The organism is Pseudoalteromonas piratica (assembly GCF_000788395.1).
In the GTDB taxonomy this organism is placed as follows: domain Bacteria; phylum Pseudomonadota; class Gammaproteobacteria; order Enterobacterales; family Alteromonadaceae; genus Pseudoalteromonas; species Pseudoalteromonas piratica.
The window spans coordinates 234,290-252,585 of sequence record NZ_CP009889.1; the positions used below are offsets into that span (position 1 = coordinate 234,290).

Annotated in this window: 22 protein-coding genes; 7 read left to right on the forward strand and 15 right to left on the reverse strand. The window is 40.2% G+C overall.

Going from position 1 to position 18,296, the window contains the following annotated elements; translation table 11 throughout:
* Positions 1–50: 50 nt before the first annotated feature.
* A complete protein-coding gene (gene mtnK, locus OM33_RS15830; protein WP_040134975.1) occupies positions 51–1,253 on the reverse strand; it encodes an S-methyl-5-thioribose kinase in 1,203 nt (400 codons plus the stop codon).
* Positions 1,254–1,374: 121 nt separating this feature from the next.
* Between mtnK and mtnA the strand changes: the two genes are divergently transcribed.
* Positions 1,375–2,397, forward strand: coding sequence for an S-methyl-5-thioribose-1-phosphate isomerase (mtnA, locus tag OM33_RS15835; protein ID WP_040134977.1), 1,023 nt, complete (start codon positions 1,375–1,377; stop codon positions 2,395–2,397).
* Between the two features lie 39 nt (positions 2,398–2,436).
* On the opposite strand, the gene OM33_RS15840 is transcribed toward mtnA, so the two are convergent.
* Genes OM33_RS15840 through OM33_RS15850 form a run of 3 tightly spaced genes read right to left on the reverse strand, consistent with a single transcriptional unit; the run spans position 2,437 to position 4,273 of the window.
* Positions 2,437–2,979, reverse strand: coding sequence for a 1,2-dihydroxy-3-keto-5-methylthiopentene dioxygenase (locus OM33_RS15840; RefSeq protein ID WP_040134979.1), 543 nt, complete (start codon positions 2,977–2,979; stop codon positions 2,437–2,439).
* Positions 2,976–3,662, reverse strand: a complete 687-nt coding sequence (mtnC, locus tag OM33_RS15845) for an acireductone synthase (RefSeq protein WP_040134980.1) — start codon at positions 3,660–3,662, stop codon at positions 2,976–2,978. The genes OM33_RS15840 and mtnC overlap by 4 nt, the downstream gene beginning before the upstream one ends.
* On the reverse strand, positions 3,659–4,273 hold the full coding sequence (locus tag OM33_RS15850; protein ID WP_040134982.1) for a methylthioribulose 1-phosphate dehydratase: 615 nt from the start codon (positions 4,271–4,273) through the stop codon (positions 3,659–3,661). The genes mtnC and OM33_RS15850 overlap by 4 nt, the downstream gene beginning before the upstream one ends.
* A 154-nt stretch (positions 4,274–4,427) precedes the next feature.
* On the opposite strand from OM33_RS15850, the gene OM33_RS15855 reads away from it, so the two are divergent.
* The 3 genes from OM33_RS15855 to OM33_RS15865 all read left to right on the forward strand — a co-directional run bounded on the left by OM33_RS15855 (position 4,428) and on the right by OM33_RS15865 (position 6,937).
* Positions 4,428–5,522 carry a methionine aminotransferase gene (locus tag OM33_RS15855; RefSeq protein ID WP_052141272.1) on the forward strand — a complete coding sequence of 365 codons (1,095 nt, stop codon included), beginning with the start codon at positions 4,428–4,430 and terminating at the stop codon, positions 5,520–5,522.
* Positions 5,510–6,301, forward strand: a complete 792-nt coding sequence (locus tag OM33_RS15860; protein WP_040134985.1) for an amidohydrolase — start codon at positions 5,510–5,512, stop codon at positions 6,299–6,301. Before OM33_RS15855 ends, OM33_RS15860 begins: the two co-directional genes overlap by 13 nt.
* Positions 6,302–6,406: 105 nt before the next feature.
* On the forward strand, positions 6,407–6,937 hold the full coding sequence (locus tag OM33_RS15865) for a CIA30 family protein (RefSeq protein WP_040134987.1): 531 nt from the start codon (positions 6,407–6,409) through the stop codon (positions 6,935–6,937).
* 212 nt (positions 6,938–7,149) lie between these two features.
* Here the strand turns inward: OM33_RS15865 and katG (OM33_RS15870) are convergent, their stop codons facing one another.
* Positions 7,150–9,417 carry a catalase/peroxidase HPI gene (gene katG, locus OM33_RS15870; protein WP_040134989.1) on the reverse strand — a complete coding sequence of 756 codons (2,268 nt, stop codon included), beginning with the start codon at positions 9,415–9,417 and terminating at the stop codon, positions 7,150–7,152.
* A 328-nt stretch (positions 9,418–9,745) separates the two neighbouring features.
* On the opposite strand from katG (OM33_RS15870), the gene OM33_RS15875 reads away from it, so the two are divergent.
* Together OM33_RS15875 and katG (OM33_RS15880) are read left to right on the forward strand one after the other, a co-directional pair.
* Positions 9,746–10,654, forward strand: a complete 909-nt coding sequence (locus tag OM33_RS15875) for a hydrogen peroxide-inducible genes activator (RefSeq protein ID WP_040134991.1) — start codon at positions 9,746–9,748, stop codon at positions 10,652–10,654.
* A gap of 159 nt (positions 10,655–10,813) precedes the next feature.
* Positions 10,814–12,973, forward strand: a complete 2,160-nt coding sequence (gene katG, locus OM33_RS15880) for a catalase/peroxidase HPI (protein WP_040134994.1) — start codon at positions 10,814–10,816, stop codon at positions 12,971–12,973.
* Positions 12,974–13,102: 129 nt separating this feature from the next.
* On the opposite strand, the gene OM33_RS22935 is transcribed toward katG (OM33_RS15880), so the two are convergent.
* The 5 genes from OM33_RS22935 to OM33_RS22595 all read right to left on the reverse strand — a co-directional run bounded on the left by OM33_RS22935 (position 13,103) and on the right by OM33_RS22595 (position 14,951).
* The gene (locus tag OM33_RS22935; protein WP_267884436.1) at positions 13,103–13,237 is read right to left on the reverse strand and encodes a hypothetical protein; all 135 of its coding nucleotides are present in this window, start codon (positions 13,235–13,237) and stop codon (positions 13,103–13,105) included.
* Between the two features lie 25 nt (positions 13,238–13,262).
* The gene (locus OM33_RS22590) at positions 13,263–13,403 is read right to left on the reverse strand and encodes a hypothetical protein (RefSeq protein WP_157813533.1); all 141 of its coding nucleotides are present in this window, start codon (positions 13,401–13,403) and stop codon (positions 13,263–13,265) included.
* A gap of 441 nt (positions 13,404–13,844) precedes the next feature.
* Entirely contained in the window at positions 13,845–14,354 is a 510-nt protein-coding gene (locus tag OM33_RS15885) for an XRE family transcriptional regulator (protein WP_040134996.1), read from the reverse strand.
* A gap of 296 nt (positions 14,355–14,650) precedes the next feature.
* Positions 14,651–14,785, reverse strand: coding sequence for a hypothetical protein (locus OM33_RS22940; protein WP_267884437.1), 135 nt, complete (start codon positions 14,783–14,785; stop codon positions 14,651–14,653).
* A 25-nt stretch (positions 14,786–14,810) separates the two neighbouring features.
* Positions 14,811–14,951: a hypothetical protein gene (locus OM33_RS22595; RefSeq protein ID WP_157813532.1), complete on the reverse strand. Its 141-nt coding sequence runs from the start codon at positions 14,949–14,951 to the stop codon at positions 14,811–14,813.
* Between the two features lie 336 nt (positions 14,952–15,287).
* Between OM33_RS22595 and OM33_RS15890 the strand changes: the two genes are divergently transcribed.
* A complete protein-coding gene (locus tag OM33_RS15890) occupies positions 15,288–16,133 on the forward strand; it encodes an alpha/beta hydrolase (RefSeq protein ID WP_040134998.1) in 846 nt (281 codons plus the stop codon).
* 45 nt (positions 16,134–16,178) lie between these two features.
* Here OM33_RS15890 and OM33_RS22795 read toward each other — a convergent pair whose 3' ends face one another.
* The 5 genes from OM33_RS22795 to OM33_RS15900 all read right to left on the reverse strand — a co-directional run bounded on the left by OM33_RS22795 (position 16,179) and on the right by OM33_RS15900 (position 18,111).
* Positions 16,179–16,397 (reverse strand): VOC family protein, encoded by a 219-nt coding sequence (locus tag OM33_RS22795; protein WP_234402770.1) that lies wholly within the window; start codon positions 16,395–16,397, stop codon positions 16,179–16,181.
* Entirely contained in the window at positions 16,397–16,534 is a 138-nt protein-coding gene (locus OM33_RS22995; RefSeq protein WP_324607056.1) for a VOC family protein, read from the reverse strand. Before OM33_RS22995 ends, OM33_RS22795 begins: the two co-directional genes overlap by 1 nt.
* 217 nt (positions 16,535–16,751) lie before the next feature.
* Entirely contained in the window at positions 16,752–16,886 is a 135-nt protein-coding gene (locus OM33_RS22945) for a hypothetical protein (RefSeq protein WP_267884437.1), read from the reverse strand.
* 25 nt (positions 16,887–16,911) lie between these two features.
* Positions 16,912–17,052, reverse strand: a complete 141-nt coding sequence (locus OM33_RS22600; protein WP_199922601.1) for a hypothetical protein — start codon at positions 17,050–17,052, stop codon at positions 16,912–16,914.
* 387 nt (positions 17,053–17,439) lie between these two features.
* Positions 17,440–18,111 carry a hypothetical protein gene (locus tag OM33_RS15900; protein ID WP_040135000.1) on the reverse strand — a complete coding sequence of 224 codons (672 nt, stop codon included), beginning with the start codon at positions 18,109–18,111 and terminating at the stop codon, positions 17,440–17,442.
* Positions 18,112–18,296: the final 185 nt, after the last annotated feature.

Genomic DNA, 18,296 nt, shown 5'->3' on the forward strand with positions numbered 1-18,296 from the left:
GCTAGTTTACTACGCTTATATTATTGCACTTATTTTTACTGAGCTTCTTTTTACTGAACGAGGCTAATGATCAGATTAAATGCTGATTCTTTATCGTGAGCGGTCTCGGCATGTAAAATAAGTTGCTCACCTAAAATGAGAGTTTGCTGCTGTACTTGCAGTCGTGCGGTTTCATCTTCAATACCATCTACGTCTGATACATGGGCAAGACCAATGGTGCGGCGCACAAGTTCAGTACCGGCAAAACCAAGTGCGTCTTTAATGATTTGGTTGACAAAATATTCTGCATAGCGTGGTGCCTGAAGCGATAAATCACGGGTATGCTGATTAGCAAGTGAAAGCCAGGTTGCTGTAAATTCGTTGATTACTTGCTGAATCGTCGTCAGTAAGTAGGTTTGCATTTGGCGACGCTTTGGAATTTCACTAATACGGGCATTTTGCGCACAATAATTAAGTAAAAAGTTACCAATAAACGAGCCTAAATCAAAACCAATTGGGCCAAAAAAACCAAATTCTGGATCGATCACCTTAGTCGACTGCGCATCAACAAAAATGCTGCCTGAATGCACATCGCCGTGTAATAAACTCTGCGTCGACGATAAAAATAGTTGCTTTAATTTAGCTACTTTAATGTGCAGTTCGGTGTTTTGCTGCAGCTTCTCTACTTCACTTTTAAGTGGTGTTGGGTAGTTATTGCGATCAGATGTGCGGTACGGATCATCAAAGAATAAGTCTTCAGTAATGGCGCACAGCTCAGGGTTTGTGAACTCACACACCAAGGCTTTCTTTTCTGCAGGTTTTAAGTAAAAGTCTGAGTAAAAGAAGCTAGTGGTTGCCAAGTAGTGTGCAATTTGGCTGCCTAAGTTTGGAAAGGTTGTTGCCTGGTTTAGTTCGCCACGCAAAATTGCCATATGGCCTAAATCTTCCAAAATAGTTAAGGCTAGCTCGGAATTTTTGTGCAGCACTTTTGCTGTGAATGATTCGCACACTGCACCATGCTTTTCAAGTACAGCAGCTTCAATACGCGCTCTATCAAGGGTTAACGGCCACGACTCACCAACACAACGGGCATAGGGCAATGCCTGCTTTAAAATAACGCAGTTACCATTTTCATCTGCAATGCGAAAGACTAAATTGAGGTTGCCATCACCAAACTCATTACAGGTTAATTGAGCATTAGGGGCAAAAAATTCGTTTAACTGTGCAACATAGTTAAGTGCACGCTCATTATCAAAAGCAATATAGTCAGCCATGGTGTTCGCTATTCAAAAATACAGACAATTACGGAATTCTATACTGATGAATGTTTAGATGTCTATACTTCTTTGTGTCTTGGTGTAAAATGAACGCGTTAATAATTTGGAGTTTCTCAGCATGCAAAATTTGCTCGCACGCAGTCTAAAATACCATGGCGGACAGATATTCGTTTTAGATCAGTATCTTTTACCACACCAAGAACATTGGCATGTGTGTAACAGTGTGGTTGAGATGCAAGAATTGATTTTAACGTTAAAAGTGCGAGGTGCACCGTTAATTGGTTTAGCTGCAACCCTGCTAGTAGCCCATTTGGCAGAGCAAGGCCTATCGCAAAGCAAACTTGCTGAAGCCATTAATGACTTAGAGGCAACGCGTCCAACTGCGGTTAATTTAATGCATTGCATGAAGCAAATGCGCCAAGCATTAGCTGAAGACAATTTTGTTGACGCATTAGTAGCAACTGCCGAGCAGCTATTTAATGAAGATATTGCGCTGTGTGAATCAATGGCAAGCCTTGGTGCAGCGCTTGTAAAACCAGGCGATAATATTTTAACTCACTGCAATACGGGCGCATTAGCAACAGCAGGGGTGGGTACTGCACTGGGAGTAATTCACCACGCCCATCAAAAACACGGTGATATTCATGTTTGGGTGGATGAAACACGCCCGTTACTGCAAGGCGGTCGTTTAACAGCATTTGAGCTTGAAAGTTGGCAAATTCCTTACACCCTAATTTGCGACAATATGGCCGCAAGTTTGATGGCTGCGGGTAAAGTCGATAAGATTTTTGTGGGTGCCGATCGCATTGCAGCTAATGGTGATTTTGCCAATAAAGTCGGCACCTATAATTTAGCTGTGCTGGCACATTTTCATAATGTTGAATTTTATGTGGTTGCGCCAATTACAACCCTCGATATTGACTGTGAAAGCGGTCAACATATCCCGATTGAAGAGCGTGCTGAATCTGAAGTAAAAGGTGTCAGTGGTAGCTTTGGTGAGTGCCAATGGGCACCAAACAATGCCAAGGTATTTAACCCTGCCTTTGATGTAACGCCAGCACACCTAGTAACGGGTTGGGTACTTGATACCGGCGTTTACAATTTACAGCAAGTAAAAGATGGCGCGTTAAAACAGCTCTAATAAGCCTTATTAAATATAAGAAGAGCACCATTCAGTGCTCTAATCCAAGATTGGAAACTCATTGGCAATTTTGCTTTCGGTACTTTGTGCTACCCAACCTGCTTCGTTATTGAAAAAACGAATTGCGGTAAATTCAGGATCGCTGCCCATGTCAAACCAATGTTTAGTGTTAGCCGGTACTGAAATTAAATCACCTTGTTGGCAAAGCACTTGATACACTTTGTCGTCTAAATGCAGGCAGAATAAGCCTTGGCCTTTTACAAAAAAGCGTACTTCGTCTTCGCTATGCGTATGCTCAAATAAAAACTTCTGTCTTAATTCAGCCGCCGCTGGATTACTTTTAGCGAGTGAAATAACATCCACCGTTTGGTAGCCGCCGTCCTGTTGCACACGTTTAATATCGGCGTCATAGGCGTTTAAAATATCATCTGAACTGTGGCTTGCGTCAATTTCAAATGCTGCTTGCCAGTTCTCAAATACCACACCTACTTGATTAAGTTGTTGCTGAATTTCAGTAAAGTTTTCGCTCTGTAGCAGCGCGTGGGCTGCATCGTCGTGACGGTAAATAGTGAGTTTGCTCATACAAATAATGCTTCATCAAATTGGTTAAAATCGTCAATTGCTTGGTGTTGGTCGCTTTTTTCTTGGTTATCACGCCATAACTGCAAGGTGTGCATGCCCGCACTTTTAGCGGCATCAAGCTCTTCAACGATGTCGCTTAAAAACAACACCTCAGAGCCTGAAAAGCCAATCTTTTCAAGAATATTGGTATATGAACTTGCGTCTTTTTTACCGCCAACATGGGTATCAAAATAATCGCTGAACAGCGGGCGAATATCACCATAGTCAGAATGTTCAAACAACAAATGTTGTGCTTTTACCGAGCCAGACGAATAAACAAAAAGGCTTATGCCCGCGTCTTTTTGCTGGTTTAAAAAGTCATAGGCATCTGGGTAAATATGGCCTGTGAAATCACCTTGTTGATAACCCGTTTGCCAGATTAGTCCTTGCAGTTGTTTAAGTGGGGTAATCTTTTGATCCGTTGCAATCCAATGTTGCAATGCATCTATGACTTCAGTAAGGCTGGCGTCTGGCTTGGCAATTTCCGCTTTTACTGCATCAATTTGTGCGCTTACCGTGACATCACTTTGGTTTTCTTCAACAAATGCAGCAATATGTTTTGCCGCATAGGGAAATAAAATATCTTTTACAAATGAAATGCGGGTAATTGTGCCTTCAATGTCGGTAATGATGGCTTTAATCATAGTGATGACTCCAACTTAATGCGCTCAAGCTCGCATGCGAATAAAAACTCTAACCCTTCAATGTGGCGACGCGTTTCAGCCACACTGTTGCCCATCGCATATAAACCATGACCGCGAATAAGCACACCGTGGATCACAGGCTCTTGTTCGTGGCGTTTAGCAACGTGCTCTGCCAAGCGGGCAATATCTTGGTCATTATCAAAAATGGCAATAGTAAGCGTACTTTCGTGACTGCTGATGCCGCGTAATGATTTTTGCATTTCATAGCCGTGAATTGCCAAGGTATCACCTTTTATAAAACGCGATAACACAGTGGCGGCAACAGAGTGAGTATGTAATACACATTCAGTGCTTGGCTGAAGTTGGTACAATTTTAAATGAAGTGCCGTTTCGGCAGATGGCTTTCCTTGGCCTTTACAAATAGCACCTTGCTGGTTGAGCTCTAAAAAGTGTTCAGGGGCTAGGTATCCTTTATCATGGCCACTAGCGGTCACAACAAATCCCGTGTCTGTTTTAATTGAAAAATTACCACCCGTTGCTGGTACCCAGCCTTTATCGCTGACCCAACGACCCGCTTCAATCAATGCACTTTTTGCGGCATCATTATACATAATAGGTTACTCGAAAATAAAAATTCAAAACATTTAGACGGCTATACATCCGTTTTCGGCAATGATAGCATCGCTTTTGTTAAAGCACCATCAAGATTAGAGGTATCGTGTGCAAAGTAAATTACCAAATTTAGGCGTCAGTATTTTTTCGCAAATGACCGCATTGGCAAATGAACACCAAGCGCTTAATTTATCGCAAGGTTTTCCAGAGTTTGATACGCCTGAAGCGCTTAAAAACAAACTGAACCTTTACAGTGCACAAGGGTTTAACCAATATTCGCCATCCAGTGGTGTACCCGCATTACAACAACAAATTGCTGATTTGGTATTGCGAAAGTACGCTTTAACTATTTCACCAGAGGCATCGGTAACCGTTACATCAGGTGCAACAGAAGCGCTTTATGTCGCAATTCAGGCACTCGTAAGCCCAGATGATGAAGTGATTGTGTTTGATCCTGCCTATGATTCTTATCAGCCAGCGATTGAACTTGCCGGTGGTAAAGCGGTTCATATCGCGTTAACGGCGCCAAATTACCAAATAGATTGGCAGCAGGTAGCTAACGCAATTACAAATAAAACCAAAGCGATTATTATTAATTCGCCACATAACCCAAGTACTAAAACGCTAAAACAAACAGACATTAATGCTTTAAAGCTACTGCTTGAAGAGCATGATTTGTACCTCATCAGTGATGAAGTGTACGAGCATATTTGCTTTGATGGTGCCACACATTTAAGCGCGCTTGGTGATGACGCACTGTTTGCCCGCAGTTTTGTGGTATCGAGTTTTGGTAAAACCTTCCACTGCACGGGGTGGAAAATGGGTTACTGTGTTGCCCCTGAAAAGCTGATGGTGGAGTTTCGTAAAATTCACCAGTATGTGACATTTTCTAGCTTTACCCCCGCGCAACTGGCATTAGCCGATATGCTTAAAGAGCAGCCAAACCACGTTGACGAATTAAGCACGTTTTATCAGCACAAGCGCGATGTGTTAAGTAATGCATTAGCAAATAGCCGTTTTACACTGTTACCAAGTGAAGGTACCTATTTTTTACTGCTTGATTATTCCACCATCTCAGAATTAGATGATGTGGCATTTTGCGAGTATTTAGTAAAAGAAGTGGGTGTTGCTGCTATTCCTCTTAGCGTGTTTTATGAAAATGCCCCTGGCGATCGTGTGATTCGATTGTGCTTTGCTAAGGAAGACGCCACCCTAATCGCCGCTGCGGAGAAGTTATGTCAGCTATAAATAACAGCTTGAAAGTCGCGTTAGTGCAAAGTGATATTGCATGGCTTGACGTTAATAAAAATTTAAACAACTTGAGCGAACAACTGAGTAATCAAGGTTCGGTTGATTTAATTTTACTGCCCGAAACATTTGCTACAGGCTTTGCCATTAATTTAGATGTGGCTGAACCAAAGCAAGGGCCAATTTTAGATTGGATGTTGGTACAAGCAAAACGCTTAAATGTGGTGGTGGCAGGTTCAGTGTTAGTGAGCCACCAAGGTAAAAAAGCGAACCGCTTTTACTGGTGTTGGCCAACTGGCACGGTGGAATTTTACGATAAACGCCATCTGTTTTGTTTAGGTAACGAAGGCGATTTTGTAAATGCGGGTGTTGAGCGAAAAATCATTACAATAAATGGTTTTAGGCTGTTGCCTCAGGTCTGTTATGACTTACGATTTCCTGTATTTCAACGAAGTCGTAACGACTATGATGTGATGGTCAATGTGGCAAATTGGCCTGCGGCACGTCGTCGCATTTGGGATACCTTATTGCAGGCGAGGGCAATTGAAAATCAATGTTATGTACTTGCTGCAAATCGGGTGGGTGATGATGGCAACGGTGTTGCACATAATGGCGGTACGGCTGCTTATGATTTTACGGGTGAAACGCTCGTTGCCGCTGAAGATAACCAAGCGCAAGTAATCACAGTTGAACTGACTAAATCGGCGTTAAACGTGTTCAAAGAAAAGTTCCCAGCCCATCTAGATGCGGACCAATTTACTCTTGCTAATATTCAATAGGTGAATATTAGCTGGTAACAACTCGCTAGGTAATGTGTGGTTTATTAAACCTAAAAGCTGTTTTAAGCGTAATAACTTTATACCTCTAAACAGCTTAGGTGATAAATGAAATCGTCTCTTGCAACGGGTTTGTTGCTTATAGCAGCAAACGCAAATGCCAACATCAATCTAAACCAACTAGAATGGATGGTTATTAATGACTCGGTAATGGGAGGCGTTTCCAATAGCCGAGTTATTGTTGGTGATAATAACTTAACCTTTACGGGTGATGTATCACTTGCCAACAATGGCGGTTTTGCATCATTTAGAGCGCCCATATCATTTGAAAATACAGGCACAGATACACTTAGTTTTAAGGTGGTGGGTGATGGCAAACAATACCAACTGCGCTTGCGAGTGGATGGTTACCTAGATGGTCCTGCATTTGTGTATCACTTTAATACTGAGGCAGGTAAAGAACATACCTTTAATTTATCTGAGCAAGACTTTGTTTTGATGTTTCGCGGCAGGCAGTTTGCGTCGGACTACCAACTTCGTTTTGATGATGTGCGATCTATCGGTTTTATGATTAGCAATAAACAAGCTGGCGACTTTACGCTTTTCTTACAGCAAATAACTTTATCACAAAAAATATAAATAGTTGTGCGGTTAATTTCTGGTTAAGTTTTCATCTTTTACACTACACACAACTTAAACAAATTGTTACTCCCTTAGATTTGTCAAAGTTAGTTTTCCCGAGTAGTTGTTTTATTGTTTTAAAACACATTTTAGCCCACACGCCTCTGTGGGCTTTTTTTTGGCTAAAAAAAGGCGCTTAATGCGCCTTTGTTTGATTGTAGCTTCACTCGTTATTTAATATCAAAACGATCAAGTTGCATTACTTTAGTCCAGGCTTTAACAAAGTCGTTTACAAAACGTTCTTTTGAATTATCAAAAGCATATACTTCAGCAACAGCACGTAATTCAGATGAAGAACCGAAGATAAGATCAACTGGTGTCGCTGTGTATTTAACAGTGCCCGTTTTACGATCTTTACCTTGATACACATCGCCTGCTTTTTGCCACTTCGTAGACATATCAAGTAAGTTGACAAAAAAGTCATTGCTTAATGTGTCTTTTTTATCTGTAAATACACCATTACTTGAACCGTCAGTATTGGTATTCAGTACACGCATCCCGCCGACTAACACTGTCATTTCAGGCACCGTTAGAGCAAGCTGGTCTGCTTTATCTACCAAGGCATCAGTTGGTGATTTGTAATAACCATTTTCATAGTAGTTTCTAAAACCATCAGCACTTGGTTTGAGTAACGAGAATGAATTTACATCAGTTTGTGCTTGGGTCGCATCACCTCGTCCAGCAACAAATGGTACGCTTACTTTCACCCCTGCATTTTTAGCTGCTTTTTCAATTGCCGCCGCGCCACCAAGCACTATCATATCAGCAAGAGATATTTTGCTACGCCCAAAGGTACGATCATTAAACTCATCTTTTATTTCAGTAAGTTTGGCAATGACTTTTGCAGTTTTCGCTGGGTTATTTACTGCCCATTCTTTTTGTGGCGCCAGTGCGATACGTGCACCATTTGCACCGCCGCGCATATCCGAATCACGATAGCTTGATGCTGACGCCCATGCTGTTGCTACGAGTTCAGATACTGACAGGCCTGAATCTAAAATTTGTGCTTTTAGCTTTTTAACCTCTTTGTCACTGACTAGTTTGTAGTCTGGTTTGTCGATAGGATCTTGCCAAATGTGTGCTTGTTTCGGATATTCGTTACCTAAGTAATTATCAAGTGGCCCCATATCTCGGTGAGTTAATTTAAACCACGCTTTGGCAAATGCAAGACGGTATTCTTCAGGATCTGCTAGGAAACGCTCAGCAATTTTTCGGTATTCTGGGTCAAACTTTAATGCCAAATCTGCCGTCGTCATTACAGGTGGGTTAAACTTCCCCTTAACGTGCGCATCAGGTACTGATTTATGTAACGATTCATCGGTAGGTACCCAAATAATCGCACCTGCGGGGCTGCGTGATTGTTTCCACTCAAAGTTTAGTAAGTTTGATAAGTAAAGTGATGTCCACTTTGTCGGTGCTTGTGTCCATGCACCTTCTAATCCACTGGTGACAGTATCCTCAGAATGGCCTTTCCCGCATTTATTTTTCCAGCCGAAGCCTTGCTCTTCAATGGCCTCTGCACCTGGCTCTTTGCCAACACATTTACTTGCTTTGTGTGCACCATGCATCTTACCGAATGTATGACCACCGGCAATAAGTGCCAGCGTTTCTTCGTCATTCATTGCCATGCGGCCAAAAGATTCACGGATATTTTTAGCTGAACCTAGTGGATCGGGCACACCGCCAGGACCTTCAGGGTTTACATAAATAAGCCCCATATGTACTGCCGCAAGCGGACGTTTTAGTTTGCCATCGCTATCGCGACGATCGCTTGCTAACATTTCTACTTCTGGTCCCCAATAAACCATATCAGGTTCCCAGTCATCATCACGGCCCGCAGCAAAGCCATAAGTTTTGAAGCCCATATTTTCTAGGGCAACGTTACCCGCAAGTACGATTAAGTCACCCCAAGAAATAAGCTCGCCATATTTCTGCTTAACTGGCCAAAGTAAGCGACGGGCTTTATCTAAGTTTCCATTGTCTGGCCAGCTATTTAGTGGGTCAAAACGTTGCTGACCACCACCTGCGCCACCTCGACCATCAAGGGTGCGGTAAGTCCCGGCGGCATGCCACGTCATACGAATAAAAAATGGGCCATAGTTACCCCAATCAGCAGGCCACCATTCTTTTGAGTCAGTAAGTACAAAATCAATGTCTTTTTTTAGCGCTTCCATATCAAGCTGTGTAAACGCTTTTTTATAATTAAAGTCTTCACCTAATGGATTTGAGCGTGCATCGTGGTCGCGAAGTGGCGATAAATCGAGTTGATTTGGCCACCAAAATAGGTTTGATTTTGCTTGGTTTGGCATCACAGTGCCCATACCCGTTGCGCCTTTTGGTTTGCTCATTGTGTCTTTAGCAAATGCAGATGTTGCACTTAAAGACAGTGCTACAACAGCGGCAATAGAAGTGTATTTTAATATCTGAACGGATTTCATTTATGAATTCCCCTTATGATTTATGGGTGTATTTTCGCGGTTAAGTATAGAAGGGAATTTCAATAACTAAATTTGATAATAACTAAGTTGATATTCGTTTTTTTAGATTATTACTTGGCGGGATATGGTCAACATATTTGGCGCAAAAACACTAATCAAAAAAACATATGATCACTATCTGTATTTTTGAACATTAATATAAAGTATTGATCTATATTGCTTTAATTATTATTAAGACGTGTTCTTTTGACATTGCCCAAATTGGTGATGTGGTGATTTCATATAAATTGATTATTATTTAAAAAACGTTCGATTTATAAGAATTATAATGATTTCATTAAAACAGCTTCACTATGCCTTAGCCGTTGAGAAAACGCTCCACTTTAAAAAAGCAGCAGATAACTGCCATGTTTCTCAATCAACCTTAAGCACAGCGGTGCATGAGCTTGAGAAACAGTTGGGCGTTACAATATTTGAACGCAACAACAAACATGTATTTATTACAGACGAAGGGCAGCTAATTCTTGAAAAAGCCAAGCGAATTAAACTCGAAGTAGACGAATTAACACAGTTAGCAAAATCTAATAAAGAACCACTAGCAAGCCCTATGACAATTGGTGTTATCCCAACAATTGGCCCTTTCTTGTTGCCAAAAGTATTGCCAAAAGTGCGCACTGAATACAGCGACTTCAAACTTAAAATTGTGGAAGATCAGTCTCATGTTTTAGTTGAGAAATTGCGCGAAGGGGAGCTTGATGCTGCAATTTTAGCGCTGCCATATGATATAGATGGCTTAATGGCATTTAACTTCTGGCAAGAAGATTTTTATTGGGTGAGTCACAAAGACGAATGTGCACTTAATTTAAGTGAAATTACCACCAATGAGTTTGATCTTGCAAAGTTAATGCTTTTAAAAGAAGGGCATTGTTTAAAAGAGCATGCGCTCGCTGCGTGTAAGTTGGAGAACACGAATCATGAAAATCAATTGGATTCGGCCAGTTTGCATACTTTGATTCAAATGGTTGCCGGTAAACTAGGCACAACACTCGTCCCACAAATGGCACTTGATCAACTCGTGAAAAACGAAGGTGAACTTACAGCAGTGCATTTAAATGAACCTGGTCCGCATCGCAGTATAGCGCTGATTGTAAGACCAAATTATGTAAGAACTAACGATATTGTCTTACTACAAAAGCTGTTTAAAGCTGAGCTAAATGAAAAATGTATTTCAACTTAAGACACAATCTTTAAAAGTTATTTTTAGAATAATGCAGCTGTCTAGCCTACAGTTATTAACTTGTAATCACTTTATGTTCAGTTTTAATTCCATACGATAAGTTTTAGGTAAATGTTTAATCACAAATAATTTTTCCAGCAAAGGAAGAGGAGATGAGCAATGTCATCAAATAAATGCCCATTTGCATCAGGAAGTATTACCCAATCAGGTAAATCAAATACTGATTGGTGGCCAAACACCCTTAATCTCGATATTTTGCATCAACATGACCGCAAAACCAATCCACTTGGCAGTGACTTTAATTATCGAGAAGCACTGAAACAACTTGATTTCGCGCAGCTAAAGTCAGATCTGATAGCGCTTATGACGGATAGCCAGCCATGGTGGCCTGCTGATTGGGGGCATTATGGCGGTTTAATGATCCGCATGACATGGCACGCCGCGGGCAGTTACCGTGTAGCCGATGGTCGCGGTGGTGCAGGTACTGGTAATTTACGTTTTTCTCCGCTTAATTCATGGCCTGATAATACCAACCTAGATAAAGCGCGCCGTTTACTTTGGCCGATTAAGAAGAAATACGGTAACAAGCTAAGCTGGGCAGACTTAATTGCCTATGCAGGTACAATTGCTTATGAGTCGATGGGGTTAAAAACTTATGGCTTTGCGTTTGGTCGTGAAGACATTTGGCATCCAGAAAAAGATACTTACTGGGGTGCTGAGAAAGAATGGCTGGCTCCATCAGAAAATGACAATAGTCGTTATTCCGGTGAGCGCGACCTAGAAAATCCACTAGCCGCAGTTATGATGGGCTTAATTTATGTTAATCCAGAAGGGGTGGATGGTAAGCCAGATCCGCAAAAAACTGCCCATGATGTGCGTGAAACCTTCGCCCGTATGGCAATGAACGATGAAGAAACCGTGGCACTTACTGCAGGTGGCCACACAGTAGGTAAATGTCATGGTAATGGTGATGCAGCGAAACTTGGCCCTGAACCAGAAGCAGCTGATATTAACGAGCAAGGGCTTGGTTGGAATCATCAAGAAGGTAACGGCTTAGGTGCAAATGCAGTTACTAGTGGCCTTGAAGGGGCGTGGACAACCAATCCTACTCAGTGGGATAACGGCTACTTTGAGTTGCTTCTCAACCATGAGTGGGAACTTAAAAGGAGCCCTGCAGGTGCATGGCAATGGGAGCCTGTCGCTATAAAAGAGGAGGATAAGCCACTCGCGGTTGATGGCAACGGCAAACGTAATAACCCGATTATGACCGATGCTGATATGGCGATGAAGGTTGACCCAGAATATCGCAAAATTTCAGAGCGATTCTATAACGACCCTGCTTATTTTTCTGAGGTGTTTGCACGTGCATGGTTTAAATTAACGCACCGTGATATGGGACCAAAAGCGTGTTATATCGGCCCTGATGTACCAAAAGAAGATTTAACATGGCAAGATCCTATTCCAGCTGGCAATACGGCGTATGATGAGCAAGCGGTTAAAGCTGCAATTGCTGCAAGTGGGTTATCGATTGCTGAAATGGTAACAACAGCGTGGGACAGCGCGCGTACTTTCCGTCATTCTGATAAGCGGGGCGGTGCCAATGGTGCACATATTCGCTTGGCGCCAGCAAATAATTGGCAAGGCAATGAGCCTGAAAAGCTTGCGAAGATGCTAAGTGTGTATCAAGCAATATCAGATGAGCATAATCTAAGCGTTGCTGATGTGATTGTGCTTGCGGGTAATGTTGCAATTGAGCAAGCGGCAACTGCAGCAGGGTTTACAGCAAACATAGCCTTTAACAAAGGACGTGGTGATGCATCGCAAGATAGTACTGATGTTGAATCATTTTCTGTACTTGAACCTGTACATGACGGTTTTAGAAATTGGCAGCAGCAAACATTTGCAGCGAGCCCTGAAGAGTTATTGCTAGAACGTGCCCAATTATTAGGGTTAACTGCGCCAGAAATGACCGTGTTAATAGGCGGTTTACGTGTACTAGGCTGTAATTATGGTGACTCTAAAGCAGGTGTTTTCACCGACCGCATTGGGCAACTTACTACGGACTTTTTTGTCAATCTCACAGACATGCGTTATGAGTGGCTGCCAACAGGCGATAATCAATACGTACTGCGTGATAGAGCATCGAAAGAGGATGCTTGGCAAGCTACGCGCGTAGATTTAGTGTTTGGCTCAAATTCAATTTTGCGTGCTTATGCAGAAGTGTATGCGCAAGATGATAATGGTCAGAAGTTTGTTGATGATTTTGTTTCGGCATGGAGCAAAGTGATGAATGCGGATCGCTATGATTTAGCAAGCTAGTATTTCGCCCAATAAAAAAGCCTTTCTATTTAATCGATAGAAAGGCTATTTTAATTGTTTTCTGAATATATAAATTAACTTGTTTGTTTTTGCCATAGGCATATTTCCTTAAGTTTTGTTTAATTCATCTTACTTAAATAATAAGTAACTACCACCTACGGCTACACCTGTTACAATTGCAGCTGTCATACCTGCGGTTACTAAACCAACTACCACAAAAGCTGTTAATGCAGCGGTCATTACAATATCAAATACGTTGTTCATTTTTTATCTCCGATTAGTTTTAAAATTATTTAGTTAACATGTATGTGCCGCCAATTGCTGCACCTGCCATAATAGCCGTTGTCATACCAGCAGTTACAAGGCCTGCTACTACAAATGTTGTTAAACCAGCTGCCATTAAAATCTCGATTGCGTTTGATGTATTCATTGTTCAATTTCCTATTTAAGTTTTAGTAAAGCGTGTTGCTTGAGTTAAATAATAGGCAATTGATATGAGGATTCTTGAGCTTTGTGATGTTTGGCTAATTACGGTGATATTTGGTTTTATTGCGGGATGAAATAATGTTTTATTCAGTGAATGAGCAAGGAAGTTTTTACATGCGCAAGTATTTAAGCAGTTTCCAAAGCCTATGCTGTATGGATTTTAATACGTGTTACTTCACTGCTTTATTTATTAGGTGTTAAGTCATTACAGAATTAACAAATATTGCAGTTAGCATAAACCCCACGCCTACGGCGAAACCAATTAATAATGCTTTTAAAATGGTCGACTTTTTATTTGTTTTTAGTGGCTGATTACTCATTGTGATTTATTTCTCTATTTTGACCATTTAGTTTCGTAAAAAAGGTGGAGACATAAAGTGACTGGTTATTTCGTATCTGTGCCATTTTTGTGCTCATCACGCTCAACAATTTGAGAAAGCTTCTTTTGTTCCCATTTATCACCAAATGGTTCAAATACATAAAATGCGAAACCCGCAATCATGACAGCAAATGACAAAAAAACGGCTACTAAAGAACCAAAATTTTCCCCGTTATTATAGTTAGGTAACATGAAAAATATGAATACGACAGTTAGAAAAGTGCAAAAACCATAGAAATACTTAATCAATTTAACTTTTTCTTTCGCGTTTTTTAATTGCTCATCAGTTACATTTTCTTGTGCAGTTTTTTGGCTTGCTTTTGCCGGCTGAGTCTCTTTATTAATTAACTCTAAAAGCTCAGATACAGTGATTTCGAAAACAGCTGCCAATGACTTTAAGGTTTCGCTCCCTACTTTGTTGCCTCTTTCAACTCTTTGGATCGTTCGAACGTTTAAGCCGCTAAATTGTGCTAATTGTTCTTGTGACCAGTTTCTTTTGAGCCTGAGAGATTTCATAGGCGATCCCTGTTTATAAAAATTGGTTACATACTATACCAAATTGGTGCTGACAGTAATGACATTTACCCGACAGTTACCTGACACGGGTTCAATAGGCGCAATATAATAGTGTGATAGATGGGATTTTGAGAGGTAATCGTTTAAGAAAAAGGGGTATGTCTAATGTTTATTTTTAACAAAAAACCTTTCTATTTAGCTGGATAGAAAGGTTATTTAATTTGCTTTTTGAATTTATAAATTAGCTTGTTTGTTTTTGCCATAGGCATATTTCCTTAAGTTTTGTTTAATTCATCTTACTTAAATAATAAGTAACTACCACCTACAGCAACACCTGTTACAATTGCAGCTGTCATACCTGCGGTTACTAAACCAACTACCACAAAAGCTGTTAATGCAGCGGTCATTACAATATCAAATACGTTGCTCATTTTTTATCTCCGATGCGAATTACGATTATTTAGTTAACATGTATGTGCCGCCAATTGCTGCACCTGCCATAATTGCCGTTGTCATACCAGCAGTTACAAGGCCTGCTACTACAAATGTTGTTAAACCAGCTGCCATTAAAATGTCGATTGCATTTGATGTATTCATTGTTCAATTTCCTATTTAAGTGTGAGTAAATCATCTTGCTTGAGTTAAATAATAGGCAATTGAAATGGGGTTTCCTGTGCTTTGTGGTGTTTGGCGAAACGCGGTGATATTTGGTTTTATTTGGTGATGAATGTTTTTGGAGTTATAAAATGATTACCTTGATTTAAGAGACTTACTCGTTTGAATAAGGTGTTTCATTTAAATCAATAATTGGCAAATTTTAGTTTCAAGTTGAGGTTATAAAGACTTATTTCTTGATTAGCTAACAAAAAGAAAATATTGAACTTTTTTTGTTTGCCTAGTTCCTAGTATGAAAACATGCAAAAGGATAAAACCATGAAAAAAACAATAATGACAATGGCAGTTGCACTGGTGTTAGGTGGTTGCACCGCTACGATAAAAGAATCCCGTTTTATTCAACAAGATGACAAAGTTGAATTCTATACTCAGTCTTTCATCACTGATTTAGATAAACGCACACCTAACCATCAAGTGATTCAAATCAGCATGCAAGCTGATAATGAAGCACTTACACTCAATGGCTTACACCTTGATCACCCCAGTACAAGCAATACCATTTTATATATTCCAGGCAATGGCATGAGTGTCGAGAAAGCAGCTAAAAAAGCACTGATAGAATTGGCTGAATATGGCAGTGATATTGTGATATTTGACCGTCGAGGTTTAGGTGCGAGTGACGGTAAAGCAACGATTGCTAACCTAATAAGTGATGCTAATTTAAGCTTTGATTATGCTAAAAACACACTAAAAGCCGAAAAAGTAATTGTTCATGGTTATTCGTTAGGCAGTTTTGTTGCTGCACAAGTTGCGAAGAATAAGACAATAGATGGTTTGGTGATGCAAGGTTCGGCCACTAATGTCGATGATTGGATTGATGAAGCAATGCCTTGGTATTCAAAAGTATTTGTAAACGTAGACGTTGATGATGCGTTTTATAAGGTTGATAATCGTCAAGTTGTTAGTGAGGACTATAGCGGCCCACTACTTGTCATAGGGGGTGGAAAAGACAAACAAACCCCAGCTGTATTATCGCAAAAGCTTTTTGATGCGAGCAATAGTGAAATTAAACAGTTAGTGATTGCTGAAGAAGCAAATCATGGCCAAATGTTTGATAATAATAAGGTTAAAATGGCCTATAGTGGTTTTATCTCTGCGCTTTAAATCGCTTTTGTATGTCAGAGTTATGTGACTCTGGCATGCTCGCTTTTAATAGAATTCCATCAGTTCATGAACAATACCTGAGGGATCTTTGAAAGCAGAATAACGCCCCCACTTATTTTCATTAGGGGTGGTATGCACAAATTCCACGCCTTGATGTTTAAGCTTTTCAATATCAGAATCTAAATTTTGCACATTAAATATCAATGTTGAATTTGCATTGACCCCATGATCATACTCAACAGCATGATATCCGCCTTCAAACATCAAAATGATATGGTCACCAAACTTAAATTTGATTGCAGTCTCAAGCTCTCGGATATTTCAAGACCAAGTATGTTTTCGTAAAAGTTTTTTGAAATTTTTAGGTCGTTAACGACTAATAATGTTGCCAACTTCACCATTTATAGCGCTCTATTTTTTTAATTGTGTGGTTAGGTTACAGCTTAATAAATTAAGTGAACTTTATATGAACATCTTGATGTTAATTTATTGTTCTGTCGTTTGAAAACAAAAAAGCCTTTCTATTTAATTGGATAGAAAGGCTATTTAGTTTGCTTTTTGAATTTATAAATTAGCTTGTTTGTTTTTGCCATAGGCATATTTCCTAATAGTGCGAATTTATTTAAAAAGTAAGTAACTACCACCTACGGCTACACCTGTTACAATTGCAGCTGTCATACCTGCGGTTACTAAACCAACTACCACAAAAGCTGTTAATGCAGCGGTCATTACAATATCAAATACGTTGCTCATTTTTTATCTCCGATGCGAATTACGATTATTTAGTTAACATGTATGTGCCGCCAATTGCTGCACCCGCCATAATTGCCGTTGTCATACCAGCAGTTACAAGGCCTGCTACTACAAATGTTGTTAAACTAGCTGCCATTAAAATCTCAATTGCGTTTGATGTATTCATTTTCAATTTCCTATTTAATACCAATTCACTTAAGTAGCTGATCATCCTAGCGGACTAAATATCATGCTAACTGCGTTAAAATTTATCAATGTAGAACAACTACATAAGAAAAATTCCGCCTTGTTACCATTTCATTTATCCAGCGCTATCACTGCTCACATACTTAACAGAATTGGTATAAGTTTGAGTAAAGCGTGTTGCTTGAGTTAAATAATAGGCAATTGAGGATAGTATTCTTTTGCTTTGTGATGTTTGGTCAATCTCGGTGATATTTGGTTTTATGGAGTGATGAATGAATTGTGTTATTGACGAAAGGGTGATTTTCAGGTTGTATAAACAAAAAGCCGATGCAGGTGCATCGGCTTTTTAAGCGTTGATTCTGCGGCTTTACTCTTCCACTAGGACTTGTTTACCATCGCTATTTACAACCAGCAAGTAAGACTCGCCAAAGTCACCGGTGCACAAATCAATTGCGCGGCCATTAATGGTTAAATCAAGGGCGCAATTATCGAGAGTTAAAAAGTCAGATACTTTACCGCGCTCAGTGGTCATCACTTGGCTGCCTTTTAATGTCACTGGATACACGCCGTTTGCGAAAATACGCACGTTGAAAGTATTGGCGTTATCGCGCTCTTTTTTCTCAAGCAGGGAAAGGTGTTTCTCCACACCATTTTGCCAAGCAATTACCCAATACTCATCATCGTCACTTAAGTTGGTGTGCATTTTAACTTCATTACTATTACTCATAGCGCCGCGCATACCAATATTAACTTGATTCATTACTGCTGGGTAATCATAGTCGTATTCACTGGAGTAGCCATTCACTTGTATATTACCTGCCACTCGATTTTTACTATCAAATAACCCACTTGAGCCTGTGGTTAAGCTGCGCTTTTGTAAGTGAAAATCAAGGCTATAATCCATGGCATTTACAAATGAAAACTCAGCTTCATGGGTTAATGCATTATCTAAATCATCCGTTATAGAATCACTGCAGCCAACTGTCGCTAAGCTCAATACACTTGCAACAAATACTGCCTTCCCTGCTTTTTTATTCATAATTTGCCTAATCTCAATCTAGCCCAAAAAAACTAGTGCGATAATAACATAGTACTAGTTTAAAAAGCGTGAAGATGGCAATAAACTCGCTACTCTTGTGTAAGAAAGTATTTAAGTTTATTACAGTTCCTTACGTTTATTGGCTAGGCGAAAAGATGCCCTCAATAGAGGGCATAGCATACTTA